The 15,310-nt window shown below is 37.2% G+C and carries 15 protein-coding genes; 12 read left to right on the top strand and 3 right to left on the bottom strand.

The window, feature by feature from the left end; all coding sequences use genetic code 11:
• A partial coding sequence (locus tag GX756_00830; GenBank protein NLC16414.1) for a DNA-3-methyladenine glycosylase occupies positions 1-269 on the top strand: 269 nt, incomplete at its 5' end.
• Between the two features lie 39 nt (positions 270-308).
• Here the strand turns inward: GX756_00830 and GX756_00825 are convergent.
• Positions 309-500, bottom strand: coding sequence for a 50S ribosomal protein L28 (locus GX756_00825; GenBank protein NLC16413.1), 192 nt, complete (start codon positions 498-500; stop codon positions 309-311).
• Between the two features lie 239 nt (positions 501-739).
• Here GX756_00825 and GX756_00820 point away from each other — a divergent pair, with 239 nt between their 5' ends.
• Both GX756_00820 and GX756_00815 read left to right on the top strand, forming a co-directional pair.
• Positions 740-1,090, top strand: a complete 351-nt coding sequence (locus GX756_00820; protein NLC16412.1) for an Asp23/Gls24 family envelope stress response protein — start codon at positions 740-742, stop codon at positions 1,088-1,090.
• An 82-nt stretch (positions 1,091-1,172) separates the two neighbouring features.
• On the top strand, positions 1,173-2,819 hold the full coding sequence (locus GX756_00815) for a DAK2 domain-containing protein (GenBank protein NLC16411.1): 1,647 nt from the start codon (positions 1,173-1,175) through the stop codon (positions 2,817-2,819).
• Between the two features lie 127 nt (positions 2,820-2,946).
• Here the strand turns inward: GX756_00815 and eno are convergent, their stop codons facing one another.
• Positions 2,947-4,242 carry a phosphopyruvate hydratase gene (gene eno, locus GX756_00810; protein NLC16410.1) on the bottom strand — a complete coding sequence of 432 codons (1,296 nt, stop codon included), beginning with the start codon at positions 4,240-4,242 and terminating at the stop codon, positions 2,947-2,949.
• Between the two features lie 273 nt (positions 4,243-4,515).
• On the opposite strand from eno, the gene GX756_00805 reads away from it, so the two are divergent.
• From GX756_00805 to GX756_00795, 3 genes are all read left to right on the top strand, one after another.
• Positions 4,516-5,163 (top strand): polysaccharide deacetylase family protein, encoded by a 648-nt coding sequence (locus tag GX756_00805; protein ID NLC16409.1) that lies wholly within the window; start codon positions 4,516-4,518, stop codon positions 5,161-5,163.
• 112 nt (positions 5,164-5,275) lie between these two features.
• The gene (locus GX756_00800; GenBank protein ID NLC16408.1) at positions 5,276-6,538 is read left to right on the top strand and encodes an insulinase family protein; all 1,263 of its coding nucleotides are present in this window, start codon (positions 5,276-5,278) and stop codon (positions 6,536-6,538) included.
• A 119-nt stretch (positions 6,539-6,657) separates the two neighbouring features.
• Positions 6,658-7,017: a dUTPase gene (locus GX756_00795; protein NLC16407.1), complete on the top strand. Its 360-nt coding sequence runs from the start codon at positions 6,658-6,660 to the stop codon at positions 7,015-7,017.
• Positions 7,018-7,052: 35 nt separating this feature from the next.
• On the opposite strand, the gene GX756_00790 is transcribed toward GX756_00795, so the two are convergent.
• Positions 7,053-7,196 carry a YqzL family protein gene (locus GX756_00790; GenBank protein ID NLC16406.1) on the bottom strand — a complete coding sequence of 48 codons (144 nt, stop codon included), beginning with the start codon at positions 7,194-7,196 and terminating at the stop codon, positions 7,053-7,055.
• 118 nt (positions 7,197-7,314) lie between these two features.
• On the opposite strand from GX756_00790, the gene recO reads away from it, so the two are divergent.
• From recO to recA, 6 genes are all read left to right on the top strand, one after another.
• Positions 7,315-8,043, top strand: coding sequence for a DNA repair protein RecO (gene recO / locus GX756_00785; GenBank protein NLC16405.1), 729 nt, complete (start codon positions 7,315-7,317; stop codon positions 8,041-8,043).
• A 116-nt stretch (positions 8,044-8,159) separates the two neighbouring features.
• Positions 8,160-11,180, top strand: coding sequence for a hypothetical protein (locus GX756_00780; protein NLC16404.1), 3,021 nt, complete (start codon positions 8,160-8,162; stop codon positions 11,178-11,180).
• Positions 11,177-12,487 carry a 30S ribosomal protein S12 methylthiotransferase RimO gene (gene rimO, locus GX756_00775; GenBank protein NLC16403.1) on the top strand — a complete coding sequence of 437 codons (1,311 nt, stop codon included), beginning with the start codon at positions 11,177-11,179 and terminating at the stop codon, positions 12,485-12,487. The genes GX756_00780 and rimO overlap by 4 nt, the downstream gene beginning before the upstream one ends.
• The gene (gene pgsA / locus GX756_00770; GenBank protein NLC16402.1) at positions 12,484-13,065 is read left to right on the top strand and encodes a CDP-diacylglycerol--glycerol-3-phosphate 3-phosphatidyltransferase; all 582 of its coding nucleotides are present in this window, start codon (positions 12,484-12,486) and stop codon (positions 13,063-13,065) included. Before rimO ends, pgsA begins: the two co-directional genes overlap by 4 nt.
• 90 nt (positions 13,066-13,155) lie before the next feature.
• Positions 13,156-14,199, top strand: a complete 1,044-nt coding sequence (locus GX756_00765) for a CinA family protein (protein ID NLC16401.1) — start codon at positions 13,156-13,158, stop codon at positions 14,197-14,199.
• 28 nt (positions 14,200-14,227) lie between these two features.
• On the top strand, positions 14,228-15,241 hold the full coding sequence (gene recA, locus GX756_00760) for a recombinase RecA (GenBank protein ID NLC16400.1): 1,014 nt from the start codon (positions 14,228-14,230) through the stop codon (positions 15,239-15,241).
• Positions 15,242-15,310 lie beyond the last annotated feature (69 nt).

Here is a 15,310-nt window from a genome sequence, read left to right as displayed (position 1 = left end):
TTACTAAGACAAAGCCGTTTGCACTGACATCGGGACCGGGCAAGGTGTGTCAGGCGCTAGGGATAACCAAAGCTGATAATGGGACGAATTTGATTATTGATAACAACATTACTATTACCGAATATAAGGATATTGACGAATTTCAAATAGCGGTTACGCCAAGAATAAATATTGATTACGCGCCTGAGGCGGCTAAATATCCATGGCGCTTTTTTATAAAGAACAACCCTTATGTGTCCAAACATAAAAATAACTCCCGCTTGTTTTGATAAAGCGAGAGTTTTTGTTTTTTATATTAATTTATTATTTTAAGCTTCCATTTGTTTGCGGGAAGTGCGAAGACAACGAGTGCATATATAACCACTCACTTTTTTGCCGTTTATCTCAACATCTGCTTTTAACAGATTTGGATTAAAAGCTCTTCTAGTTTTGCGGTTAGAATGGCTGACTTTATTGCCGCTCATTTTACCTTTGCCGCATACAGCGCAAACTCTTGACATTATATATTCCTCCGCGTTCAAAATTCAACTCATATATATTAGCATTGTTTTTTTGTTTTTGCAAGCAAACCTGTATGTTTTTTGGATTATTAAGATTAGATTATTTTTTGCTTGTTAATTATCACAAATCATTTAAATAATTAAGTATCACGGTTTAAATTATTGAAAAAAGATAAATGATATAGTATAATATTTTGGATTGAAAGAGTATAATTTTTGTAACCAAAGAATGAGGTAATATGTCTGTCCATACCACAAATGCTTACGGCAAAATATCTGTTACCGAAGAAGCCATAGCTCAAGTTGCTGGATATACTGCCTTGGATTGCTATGGCATAGTTGATTTGGTTTCAAAAAGGCTCTCAGATTATATCGCCGAACTCTTCAAAAGACAATCTGTAAGCAAGGGCGTCAAAGTTATTACAAATGGCGATCGGATTTTTATAGACTTGTTTGTAATACTAAAATACGGCGTATCTATTGAAGCTGTCGCCGAATCAATCAAAAAATCCGTAAAATACAATGTGGAAAAATTTACAGGAATGGTAGTTGACTCGCTAAATGTTAATGTTGTTGGAGTCAAAGTTTAAGTATTTTGATTATGCAAAGGCCATATATTAATACTAAAAATGATGTATTTATTATATTTTTTATGCAAAGTGGGAGGGGATAATGTCTAAAAACATTAATGGCGCAATGCTTAGAAGGCTAATTCTAAGCAGCACAAAATTATTGGATCAAAACAAAAGCTATGTTGATTCGTTAAATGTTTTTCCGGTACCCGACGGCGACACAGGCACAAACATGTCATTGACAATGATGGCCGCATCCAAAGAAGTGGAAAATTGCCCCAATAATAACATCATTGATTTGTCCAATGCGCTTTCCAAAGGCGCATTAAGGGGCGCGCGCGGCAACTCGGGGGTTATCTTATCGCAAATTTTTAAGGGCATGACATCTATTTTCGTGCAGGAAAACGAGGAGATAACGCCTAAGATTTTTGCAAGAGCCCTAAAAGAAGGTTCCGATGTGGCCTACAAGGCTGTAACAAAACCTAAAGAAGGCACAATGCTGACGGTTATAAGAGGAATGGCCGAACACGCATTGTCAATAACCAAAAAAGCCATAGAAATAGAAGATTTTTTGAAATCCGTTATTGAATATGGCGAACAAGTTTTGTCGCAAACGCCCGAAATGTTGCCGGTATTGAAAAAGGCGGGCGTTATTGACGCAGGCGGACGCGGATTGCTGATTATTTTTACCGGCTTCTATAATGTAATAACCAATACCGAATCGCCTGAAATTTTGGAGTACAATGACAGGATTTCTTCGTCCCAGTCTTTAAACACTTATAAGCAATTTCATGCCGATCTTGATAGCCTTGAAGATATTGAGTTTGCGTATTGCACGGAATTTTTTATAATTAATCTATTCAAAAAGACCACCGAAGCCGATATTGACAGGTTTAGAGAAAAACTCATGGCTATTGGCGATTGCGTGTTAGTTATAGGGGATTTGTCTTTGGTTAAGGTCCATGTCCATACCAATAACCCCGGCACTGCGTTGCAATACGCCTTGGAATTGGGCGAGCTAGATAAATTAAAAATAGAAAATATGCTTGAACAAAATAGGGCGCTAAAACAATCCCAACAAGAATTAAAACCATTTGGTATGGTTAGCGTATGCGTGGGAGAAGGGCTGGCCAATATATTCAAAGACTTAATGGTTGATTATATTATAGAAGGCGGGCAGACCATGAATCCCAGCGCGGACGATATCGCCCAAGCCGCCGATAAAGTTATGGCTGAGAATGTCTTTATTTTCCCTAATAACAAGAACATAATCTTGGCCGCCGAACAGGCAAAAGAAATTTCCAAGCGAAATTTGATTATTATCCCTACTATCAATATTCCGCAAGGTATTGCTTGCGCTTTATGTTTTGATCCTGAAGCGGATTTGGATGAAAATCGCGAATCTATGATGGAAGCGTTGCAAACCGTTAAGGCGGGTCAAGTTACTTACGCCGTTAGAAGCACTAGCTATGAAAATGGCATACAACTCAACCAAGGCGATATTATTGGAATTGACAGCAAAGATATTGTCGCGACCGGCCAAGATGTCAGCGCTGTTACCAAAGATTTGATAGAGAAAATGATGGATAATAATGTTTCCAATATAACATTATATTTTGGAAGCGATGTCAATGAGCAGGACGCGCGCAAAATAGTTGAAGAATTGAGCGAAAAATATCCAAGATGCGACGTTGACTGCCACTTCGGCGGACAGCCGCTGTATTATTACATTGTGGCCTTAGAATGATAAATTGAAAAACAACAATATTAAAAAGCGCCTCAAAAGCTGGAACCGCTTATGAGGCGTTTTTTTTGCAAAAAGGAATTAAGAAAAGGGCCTTTTATTGAAGGCCCTTTTATATTTATAAAATATTTTACTTTATTAATTGATAAAAGGCGTTCATAGCGGGATATTTGGCGTTATTGCCGAGCTCGTATTCAATATATAACAAGCGGTTGAATTTTGCTATTCTTTCGCTTCTTGATAACGAGCCGGTTTTTATTTGGGTCGCGCCTGTGGCCACTGCCAAATCCGCGATTGTGGTATCTTCGGTTTCGCCGCTTCTGTGCGACATTACCGCCGTATAGCCTGCGTTTTGCGCCATTTTAACCGCGTTAATTGTTTCGCTCAAACTGCCTATTTGGTTGGGCTTGATAAGAATTGAATTGGCGACATTGTTTTCAATTCCTCTTTGGAGTCTTTTTGTATTGGTTACAAACAAATCATCGCCTACCAACTGAACGCGTTTTCCAATCTTTTGGGTAAGTTTTTGCCAGCCTTCCCAATCCTCTTCAGCCAACCCGTCTTCTAATGAGATGATCGGATATTTTGCTGTTAGCTTGTCCCAATACTCAACCAATTCGTCGCGGGTCATTCTTTGTTTGTTTTTGGGCAAGAAGTAATCGCCTTGTTCGGTATACCATTCGCTTGAGGCCGCGTCCAAAGCGATTTTAATATCGTCGCCGGGTCTATAACCGGCTTTTTCAATCGCTTCTAAGATTGTGTCCAAAGCTTCATCGCTGCTCTTAAGATTAGGTGCGAAGCCGCCCTCGTCGCCAACAGCGGTAGAAAGCCCTTTGCTTGTTAAAACTTTTGCAAGATGATGAAAAACTTCAGCGCACCATCTAATGCCCTCTGTAAACGAAGGCGCGTTTACGGGCATAATCATAAATTCTTGGATATCAACATTATTGGATGCATGGGCCCCGCCGTTGATTATGTTGCACATAGGAACGGGCAAAATAGTCGCGCTGTCGCCGCCGAGATATTTATATAAAGGAACTCCCAATGAATTTGCAGCCGCCTTGGAAGCCGCAAGCGATACCGCCAAAATCGCGTTTGCGCCCAAACGGCTTTTGTTTTCCGTTCCGTCCAGTTCGATCATAATCTTATCGTTTGCGGCGTAATCTAGGGCGTCTTTGCCTTTTAGCGCCTCAAAAATTTCCGTATTGACATTATTAACGGCTTTTAGGACACCTTTCCCTAAATATCTTTTTTTGTCGCCGTCTCTTAACTCCACGGCTTCAAATATGCCGGTAGAAGCTCCCGAAGGCACGGCCGCGACGCCTTGCGCTCCCGATTCTAAAGTTACAATAGCTTCTACGGTCGGATTGCCGCGCGAATCAAGGATTTCTCTTGCGAAAATATTTTTAATAGAAGTTGATGCCATCATATATCTCCTTAAATAATTTTGTTCGCTATATAATGATAATATATCTCAAAAAGATTGTCTATCAATTACCATAATTTTGAAGTTTTTATTTATTTTATGTGTTTTTTGTGCTTTTATTAAAGAACTTTGATTTCAATGGCGATATTACTTTTTTTTTATTTTATTGAATATATTTATTATATGAATCAAAACACAATCAAAAAAGAAAGATATTTTATTGATGTATTAAGTAATGTAATTATTGCGATTGCGGTCTTGTTTGTTTTGGGGATGGCGATAAAAGACGATATAGCCCAAGTATTTAAAAGCGGCGAACCGCAGGCTTATTATAACGGCGACACTGCTAAGAATAATATTAGCCTTATGATAAATGTTTATTGGGGGACGGAATATATTGACGATATGCTTTTGGTTTTTGAAAAATACGATATAAAATGCACTTTTTTTATAGGCGGGTGCTGGGCCGCCAATAATCAAGATGTTTTAAAAGATATAGCGCAGCACGGCCATGAAATTGGCAATCACGGATATTTTCATAAAGACCACAAAAACTTATCCCGCGAGCGAAACCGCGAGGAAATTTATGTTACAGAAAAATTAATTGAAAGCATCTGCGGCAAAAAAACCACGCTTTTTGCGCCGCCATCGGGTTCGTATAACAAGCTTACCTTGGAAGTTGCCGATGAGCTTGGATACAAAACTATCATGTGGACCAAAGACACTATTGACTGGCGCGACAAAAACACATCTTTGATTTATAAAAGGGCCACCACAAAAGCTTCAAACGGCGATCTAATACTTATGCATCCTACCAAAAACACGCTAGAGGCATTGCCCGATATAATCAAAACTTTAAAAGAAAAAGGGTTTAATCTTGTCACTGTAAGCGAAAACATCGCTACGGTTAGCAAAGTTTAAAATAAATGCTTGTTTGACTGTTTACATTTATTGGTATAAACTAATATTGATTCAATAAAATATGTAATCTATCACATACTATTATTAAAATTTTTAGTTAGAGGTATTTTTTATGCATAAGATGATATCTTATCCGAACGGATTAAGATTAATAATGAAAAAGCTGGATTTTTTAAGGTCTGTTTCAGTAGGCGTTTGGGTAGGAGCGGGAAGCGCTTACGAAAAAAATAATATCAATGGAATATCGCACTTTATTGAGCATATGCTTTTTAAAGGAACTTCTAACCGCTCATCTTTTGATATTGCCGATTCAATAGACAAAATAGGCGGTCAGATTAACGCTTTTACAGCCAAAGAAGTCACATGTTATTACACAAAATCAATAGACGAACATCTTGAAAAATGCATTGATATTTTGAGCGATATGTTTTTTAACTCAACTTTTGACGAGAATGAACTAGAAAAAGAAAAGAAAGTAGTTTTAGAAGAAATATCTATGGTTGAAGATTCGCCAGAAGATGTTTGTCATGAAAACCTTGCCAAATTATTTTTTGAGGGCAACCCTTTAGAACAACCTATTGTTGGCACCGCTGAAAATGTAAATAATTTTGATAAAGATAAATTAAAGAAATTTATGTTTAGCCATTATTGCCCGCAAAATATAGTAATTGCGGTAGCGGGAAATTTTGATTTTGATAAGCTTGCGGAGCTTATTGACAAATACTTTAACCAAAAGTTTGAAGGGCAGGAGAATTGTCTAAAAGCCGAACCAGCGCCCAAGCATGCATCCGTGCCCAAAACCGGATGCAAAATCAAACAAATAGAACAAGCAAGCATAGCCATAGGATTTCCTTCTCCAATGTTTAATACAAAAGAATCCAATCCTATGATGATTGCTTCCAATGTGCTGGGCGGGTCTATGAGTTCAAGGCTGTTTCAAAAAATTAGGGAAGAGTTGGGGCTGGCGTATTCCGTATATAGTTATATGTCTTCTTATAAGAATAATGGCATTTTCTCTTTTTATTGCGGCACCAACCCTCAAAACATAGAAAAAGCCGTAAAAACCGTTATTGACGAACTAAAAAAATTCTTAAAAGACGGCATAAACGACGATGAGTTTGAGCGCGGCAAAGAACAGTTAAAAGGCAATATTATCTTAGGACAAGAAAACACCACATCTATTATGAATGTTTATGGAAAAATGTTATTGGTATCCGACCAAATTTTTGATTTGGACCAAAAATTAAAAGAGATTAATTCTATTACCAAAGACGATGTAATGGATGTTGCCCGTAAATATTTAGACTTTGAAAGGGCTTGTATCTCGTGCGTTGCAAATAGACCGGCCGAAGATTTGTTACAGTTTCTTAATTGACGATATTTAAAAATGATTTACAATATTTTTTTAAAAAAAGCCATAGCGTTTTGCTATAGCTTTTCTTTATTGCTGTGTTATAGTTGTATTGTATTGGATTATAAAAAAGGGAGATACTTATGGATAAACTTGAACATATTTTTGAGATGCAGCAAAAGCTCAATGATTTTATAATAGATAACCATAACCTGCGCGACCAGTATACATCCGAGGTTTGGATTCAAAAAAATATATTGGCGCTTATATCGGAATTGGGTGAAACTTTAAACGAGGTTAATTTTAAATGGTGGAAAAACCCTAAAACGATTAATAAACAGGCTTTAAAAGAAGAACTTGTTGATGTGTTGCATTTTTTTATAAGCATGTGTCTTCACTCGGGCATGACAGCCGATGAGCTGTATCAAATATATCTTGATAAAAACAAAGAAAACCTAAATAGACAAATTGGAAATTCCAGTCAAAAAGATTACAGACCTTAAGAATTCTTAAGGTCTGTAAATCTTAAATATATATCTTAATCAAATATGTCCCTATCAACAGGAGGATTGACTTCGTCGTCTAATTCATTAAGGCGTTTGTATAACAAATAATATCCTATTTGGCCTGTAGAAGAAAACAATTTCCACGACAAGCCGGAAAGATCGTCTCCAAAAAACATATGTAAACCTCCTATTTTTTTATAGTTATAGTATGTTCAAAAATTTAATAAATTATGTATAATAACGCGATGACAGCTAATTAATGACCAAAAAAATATTTTTTGATATAATTTAACTATGGAAGATAATATAAAAGTTACAGGTTTGGTCTTAAATACCAAAGATTATAAGGAAAACGATAAAATCGCCGTAATTTTTACTTTGGAGAGGGGGAAATTAAACGCCGTTTTTAAAGGCGTAAAAAAGCCAAAAGCAAAGATGAAAATGGCGGCGCAACCTTTCTGTTTTGGCGAGTTTATTTTTTCTGAACGCGGCAACAATTATATAACGACCAATTGCACGCTGACCGAATCTTTTTATGACCTTGCGTATCAAACAGAAAGATTTTTTTGTGGCTGCGTTATTTTGGAGGTTATTGACTACGCCACCATTGAAGGTCAACCTAATGAAAAATTGTTTTTGCATAGCCTCAAAGCGTTAAAAGAACTTGCTTATGATACGACTAATGAAAATATGATAGCAACCAAATTTATCATAGACACGCTGGCGTTAATAGGGTATAAAATGAATTTTACAAAATGCTCGTCTTGCCGCGCCAGTGTTTCAAGGCCGTATTTTTCCGCGCTAAGAGGAGGGCTGTTATGTCCGTTATGTAAAGATATAGATGGTTTGCCCCTGCAGCTTAATTTAATCAATAACTTGAAGTTTATAGATAATTCGGATTATGAAAGACTATCAACCATCAAAATAGAATCATCGGCGTCAAAAAAGTTGTTGCATTTTATAGCCAATGTATTTAGCGAACTTGTCGGATGTTCGTTAAAATCATTAAATAATATTTTGTAATTTGACGATAAGTTGGATATGCTTAAGATTTATATCCATTGTCTATTAAATCGTATTATGGTATAATTATCAAAAAAGCAGTTTGGTTGATATTAGGTTTTTTCAGGAGTCTTTTTTTGAGAAAAGAAAGCAGATATTCAAATAAAGGAAGCGAAATTAACGGATTGGCTCTGATGATTTTGTCAGTAGTCATTTTAATTTTTACCGTTTTTGATATTTTTTTGGCGCCTATTGGCGCAAAAGCGGTAAAAAATTTTGTAATGGGCGTATTTGGTTATTCCCATTACGCCTTATTTGTAACCCTGTTTTCTTTTGGATTGATTCTTTTTAAAGGCTATACCGTTCAGGTTTCTTTGAGAAAAACTTTTTCCGTATTGGGCATGTTTTTTTGCGCCCTTATGATTTTGCATCTAATTTCGTCCGCGCGGTTTTTGGGCGCGGATGTGTCTTTTGCTAGTTATATTTCCAAATGCTATGATTCTTCAATGACTTTTGGCGGCGTAATTTTGGGCTTTGTAGCATATCCGATATATATGGCTTTAAAGCTTATAGGTAGCTATGTGTTGTTTTCGGTTTTGTTTGTAGTATTTGGGATAACATTTATTGATTTTGAAAAAATTAAAAGATACAACAAAACAAAAAATATTATAGCAAATACCCAAAGGGAATTTAAAAGACAACTTGCCGAAAAAAAGACCAATTCTTTATTTGTCTCAACAATTATAAAAGGCGACAAAAAAGCAAGCGCTTTTGATAAAAGCGAAAAAAGAGGCGTTAAAAAAATATACAACCTAAGCCATGATTATTATTCGGCTTTGGAAGAAAATAAAAAGAAATACGGCGATTTTGGCATAGATAAAAAGTTTCAGTCATTTAAAGGCTCTATTAACACTTTTAGGGCTGATTACGCGGCGTCTTTGGCGGCGTCTTTTGAATCTTCTGATGCAAAACCAAATACTATTAAAACAAGTTTTTATGCGGAGCCAAAGCCCGAAAAAATAATTCATAAAGAAAAATCGGAATTTGTCCCTCCGCCTAAAAAAATTGTTGCGGCCAATGTCATTGACGCCGAAAAAAGAAGCAAAGAGATTTTAGAATCTAGACTAAAAAATGAACTAAAGCATAGTATTGCCAATCAATCGCAAGAAGCGCCCAAAATACCCAAAATTATTGACGCGGAATTAGTTAGCCAAAAACTTAGGGAAAGCAAAACCGCCGAGACAGAAGACAGCGTTATAAAAGAGTTTAAAGAAATATTAAAGCGAGGCTCAAAAAACCAGGTCTATAACGAACCTCAAATCTATACCGAGCAAACTCAGGCTTCAATGCAAAAAATTCCAACTGAGCCCAAAGACCAAAGCGACAATAAGCTTGCCGATGTTAAAGTTGAGCCTTTGAGATTTTTGAGCGAGCAAAACCTAAACCAGTCGTTGCAATCTTTTGAGCAGCCTTATGAGAATTCGCAATATCTTACTATAAATCCTCCCAAGCAAACCTCGGATATTGACAAAAAAATCAATGAAGTGGAGTCTATAGCGAGCAAAAAAACGGCGGCTTCGGAGGAAGAACAAATTAAAGTAGAAGATATCTTATATGCCGACAAGCCGAATACGCCGCCTAAGAGCGCGAAGCCGAGACCGTTATATAAAAAATATATTAAACCGCCCATTGACCTTTTGCAAAACAACTCAACATACACAGGCGAAATAGACGAAGATATAAACGAGAATATAGCGATTTTGGAACAAGTTTTGGATGATTTTAAGACGCCGGCAAAAGTAATTGGCGTCACCAAAGGGCCTGCGGTTACAAGATACGAACTCCAAATGCCGCCAGGAATATCTGTCAAAAGAATCGCCGATAAAGCGGACGATATAGCTTATACTATGGCTTCAAACGGAAAAGTGCGCATTGAAACGCCGATACCGGGCAAGCAGGCGGTAGGCATTGAAATACCAAACAATACTATAGAGGTTGTTTCGCTAAGGGAGATTATTGAATCAAGGGAATTTATCAACCATCCGTCGCCGCTTTGTTTTGCTTTGGGCAAAGACATAGCGGGAAAAAATATAGTAACCGACCTTATAAACATGCCGCATTTATTGGTGGCAGGGGCGACTAACTCCGGAAAATCGTCCTGTCTTAACGCCTTGATTACCAGCTTAATATTCAAGTCTTCTCCCGCCGATGTAAGGTTAATTCTAATAGACCCCAAGCGCGTTGAGTTTACAAGTTATAGAGGGTTGCCTCATATGTTGACCGAAAACCCTATAACCGAGCCCGAGCATGCGCTCAACGCCTTTGAATGGGCCATAGACGAAGCTGAAAGAAGATTTGAATTGTTTGTTTCTTACAAAGTCAGGGATATCCACGAATTTAATAGTTTATCCATCGTCAAAAATGGCGATGAGGAAAAATTGCCTTTTATTGTGATAGTCGTGGACGAGCTTGCCGATTTGATGGCGCAGGCTAAAAGGGATTTTGAAGACAAAATCAGGGTTATAGCGCAAAAATCCCGCGCGGCGGGCATTCATCTTGTTTTGGCGACGCAGCGTCCTTCTGTTGATGTAATTACGGGCACGATTAAGGCTAATTTGCCGTCAAGAATAGCGTTTTCTGTAACGTCTTTTGCGGACTCAAAAACAATACTTGACCAAGGAGGCGCCGAACGGTTGCTTGGCCGCGGAGATATGCTTTACGCGCCTGTGGATAAACCCGAACCATTTAGGGTTCAAGGCGCGTATGTTACACATGACGAAGTTTACGATGTGGTTGATTTTATTAAAGAAAACAATCCTTCGGATTTTGATAAAGAAATAGAAGAGTTAATATTCAGTTCAAACGACGCCGATAGCAATGGCGTTACAGTGGCTAATTTTGTTGACGAGCCCGACCCCAATCTTGCCAATATTGTGCGGATGTTTTTGGAATTGGGACAGGCGTCAACGACATTGATCCAAAGACGGTTCAGGTATGGATACGCCAAGGCGGCGAGAATAATGGACCAATTAGAATTAAAAAAATTTATATCTCCTTTTGATGGCACTAACAAACCGCGAAAAGTATTAATTACGCCCGAACAGTTTGAGGAAGAATTTGGCGAGCCATTTGATCCGCAAGAGCAAGAAGAAAGATGAAAAAATTAGGCGTTATATCATTAGGATGCGACAAAAACAGAGTAGATACCGAAAAGATGCTTGGATACTTGAAAGGCTCGGATTTTGAGGTTGTGGACGATTTAAATGCGGCTGAGATAATAATTATCAATACTTGCGCGTTTATAGAAAAAGCGCGAAAAGAATCAATAGATACAATACTAGACGCCATTGATTTAAAACAAAAAAATTGCCGAAAAATTATAGTTAGCGGATGTTTAAGTCAAAAATATTTAGACGAACTAAAAAAAGAATTACCCGAAGTTGACGCTTTTTTGGGCGCTTTCAATTATTCTGAGATTGACCAGGTTATAAAACGGTTATACAACGGCGAAACCTATTACAGCAATATTCCCAAAGACAATGATACGATTGATAGGGTGCTTACCACGCCTCCTCATTACGCGTATTTAAAAATTGCCGAGGGATGCGATAATCATTGCACATTTTGTTCAATCCCCAGCATAAGAGGCAAATATATTTCGCGATCCAAAGAAAATATATTGGCCGAAGCCCAAAGCCTTGCCGACATGGGAGTAAAAGAACTTATCTTAGTCGCGCAGGACACGGGCAGGTATGGCAACGATTTGTATAAAAGTTATAATATAGCCGATTTGTTGTTTGACCTTTCCAAAACCAACGGGATAGAATGGATAAGACTGTTATATTGTTATCCCGAAACTATTAATGACAGTTTGCTTAATTTAATAATATCTGAACCTAAAATTTGTAATTATTTGGATATACCTTTGCAACATATTGATAATATAATTTTAAAGAGAATGAACCGTCGCATAACCGAAGAGGGCATAAAAAACTTGATTTATAAAATCCGCGAAGCAGGGGATATCAGCATAAGAAGCTCTTTTATTTTGGGTTTTCCTCAAGAAAGCGATAGTCAATTTGAAAAATTATTGTTCTTTTTGGAAGAGTTTAAATTAGACAATGTAGGTTTCTTTACATATTCGCGCGAAGAAGGAACGCCAGCGTCAAATATGCCCAATCAAATCCCATCCAAAATTAAAAACTCGCGCCTAAGACAAGCCGCCGCCGTTCAACAAAAGGTAGTTATTGAAAATAATAAAAAGAAATATCTCAATAAGACGCTAAAAGTTTTATACGAAGGAATAGATTTTGAAAAAAACTTGTTTTTTGGCAGAACACAATATAATGCCCCTGAAGTAGATACCTTAGTTTATTTTAGCGGCAATTACGCAGAGGTGGGCAATTTTTATGATGTAAAGATAATGGATGTTTTGACTTATGATTTGAAAGGAGAAATGCTATGAACCTGCCCAATAAACTGTCTATCTTAAGAATTTGCCTTGTGCCTTTGATAATAAGTTTATTTTTATTAAATTCGTTTATTCCTTATTCAAGGCTTTATGCCACTTTGATTTTTATTTTGGCGGCGATAACCGACTTTTTTGACGGGTATATCGCGAGAAAATATAACCTTATAACAACGTTGGGAAAATTTTTGGATTCAATAGCCGATAAAATATTAGTGTCATCTTCTTTGATTTTAATTTTATTGGCGGCGCCGGTTGATTATAGCTTTAATATCATATTAGCGGTTTCAATAATAATTATATTAATCCGCGATTTGATTGTTAATAATATAAGGATGTTAGCCGCTTCAAAAAATTATATAATGGCGGCAGATATTTTTGGAAAAGCAAAGACAGCATTACAAACAATAGCTATTCCTGTGCTTATGTGCGCGCAAGATTTAGGCAATCTTTTTAATTTTAATTACATATATTTATATATTGGCGGCTTTGCGCTATTTTTGATATCTTTGTTATTGACAATCTTTTCGGGAATACATTATTTTATCAAAGGCCGCGCGGTAATCCGCGATTAAAAAATATCAATACCAACTCTTTACAAAAACAATAAAAAGCTGTATTCTAAACTTAATAGGGTAAAAAACAATATATTTATATAATAACAGATGAAAATATCAATTTTGGCGCTACAATACGGTCAAGCAAATGACTGCGAACAATACATATCAAAGCTTATCGGATTATTGTCCGATAATGGCCTTGATGTTAATAGCGTAACAAAGGCTAGATATTTTGAGGATGATTTTTTGATTTTTTTAAAGTATGCCGAAAAAATCTCCTCATATATGCTTATTCTAAACGCCGATAAAAGAGCCAAGGAAGTCTTAGGCGCGGCGCCGTCCGATATTTACACATCGTATAGTTCTTGCGAGATCGCTTTTATTGATACGGACGACCAAGGAATAAAATTATTTGAAGACATGGTTTTGCCGGTGCTTATTTCCAAATCAATAACGCACCGTTATAAGCATGTGTTAAGAACATACGGCATTAATGCCGAAATATGCAAAGAACTTATCAAAGATGTTTCAAGAGCGAAAGCTAGAGTAAGCATTGATTATATCCAAACCCGCGCTTTATGCGATATAATAATCGGCTATACCGACAATATGTCGGGAATAGAGGTTTTAAATGTAATTAACAGCATTAAGGAAAGATTAGACAAATATTTATATGCCGAAGGCGACGTTACATTAAGCCAAGCCGCTTTTGAGATTTTGCTAAAAACCGACAGAAAAATTTCTATCGCCGAATCATATACGGGCGGGCGCATTGTTTCCCAACTTGTTTTATATCCGGGCGCAAGCAAAGTATTAATAGAGGGTCTGGTAACATATGACGAAAAATCAAAATTGTCAAGGCTAGAGATAGACAAAAGCGTCTTGGAAAAAAACGGGGTTGTAAGCAGCGAAACGGCTTATCAGATGGCGACGGGGCTAATTAAGGACGGCGCTGATATAGCAATGGCTACTACGGGCTTTGCCGGCCCTGAAGGGCAAAATGTAGGGCTATGTTATTTGGCATTAGGCGATAAAGACGGCATACATATTTTTGAAAACCATTTTGAAGGGGGTAGAGAGCAGATAATCTTGCAAGGATGCGATAACGCTTTCTTTAGACTGATACAATATCTAAAAAATTATAATTAGTAAATTTTATAAGGAGAATACATAAAAAATGGATGAAAATAAAAAAAGAGCGTTAGAACAAGTCATTTCTCAAATTGAAAAGCAATTTGGCAAAGGCTCTATAATGAAATTTAACGAAAAAGTTAATTTGCCTATTGAAACTATTTCAACAGGCTGTTTGGCGTTGGACTTGGCGACAGGCATAGGCGGGTTGCCGCGAGGAAGAAATATTGAAATATACGGACCGGAATCTTCGGGCAAAACTACAGTAAGTTTGCATGTAATAGCCGAAGCGCAAAAAAACGGCGGCGCGGCGGCTTTTATTGATGCCGAGCATGCGCTTGACCCGATTTATGCCAAAAATTTAGGCGTCGATCTTGACAATCTTTATATTTCACAGCCTGATAACGGCGAGCAGGCGTTGGATATAACCGAGAGTTTAGTTTCAAGCGGCGCTTTGGATGTGATAGTTATAGACTCGGTTGCCGCGTTAACGCCCAAGGCTGAAATAGACGGGGAAATGGGCGACAGCCATATAGGACTGCAAGCAAGGTTAATGTCCAAAGCGTTAAGAAAGCTTGCCGGCATTATAAGCCGCACCAAAACTTGCGTTATATTTATAAATCAATTGCGCGAAAAAGTCGGCGTATTATTTGGTTCGCCCGAAGTTACTTCAGGCGGCAAGGCATTGAAGTTTTATTCAAGCATAAGAATTGATGTCAGAAGGGCCGAGACATTAAAAGACGGCTCAGAAATGGTCGGCAATCGCACTAAGGCCAAAATAGTCAAAAATAAACTTGCGCCGCCATTCAAAGTCGCTGAATTTGATATTATTTATGGCGAAGGAATTTCAAACGAATCTAGCATAATTGATTTTGGGGTTGAATTTGGGATATTAGAAAAAAGCGGTTCTTGGTTTAGTTATAATGGCGAAAGGATAGGGCAGGGCAGAGAAAATGTGCGCAAATATCTTGTAGAAAATTCGCAATTATGTCAAGAAATAGAGCAAAAAATAAAAGAATATGTCAAGAACAATAAGAACGCTTTACCGTTATTAAGTTGACATTTGATTTTTTATTGGCTATTATTGAAATAATGCACTTTGATTTATTATAAGAAAATTTCTTAAATT

The sequence above is a fragment of the Clostridiales bacterium genome (assembly GCA_012512255.1).
GTDB lineage: Bacteria > Bacillota > Clostridia > Christensenellales > DUVY01 > DUVY01.
Note: the sequence above shows the minus strand (reverse complement) of the source record. Positions and strands in the feature narration are given on the sequence as shown.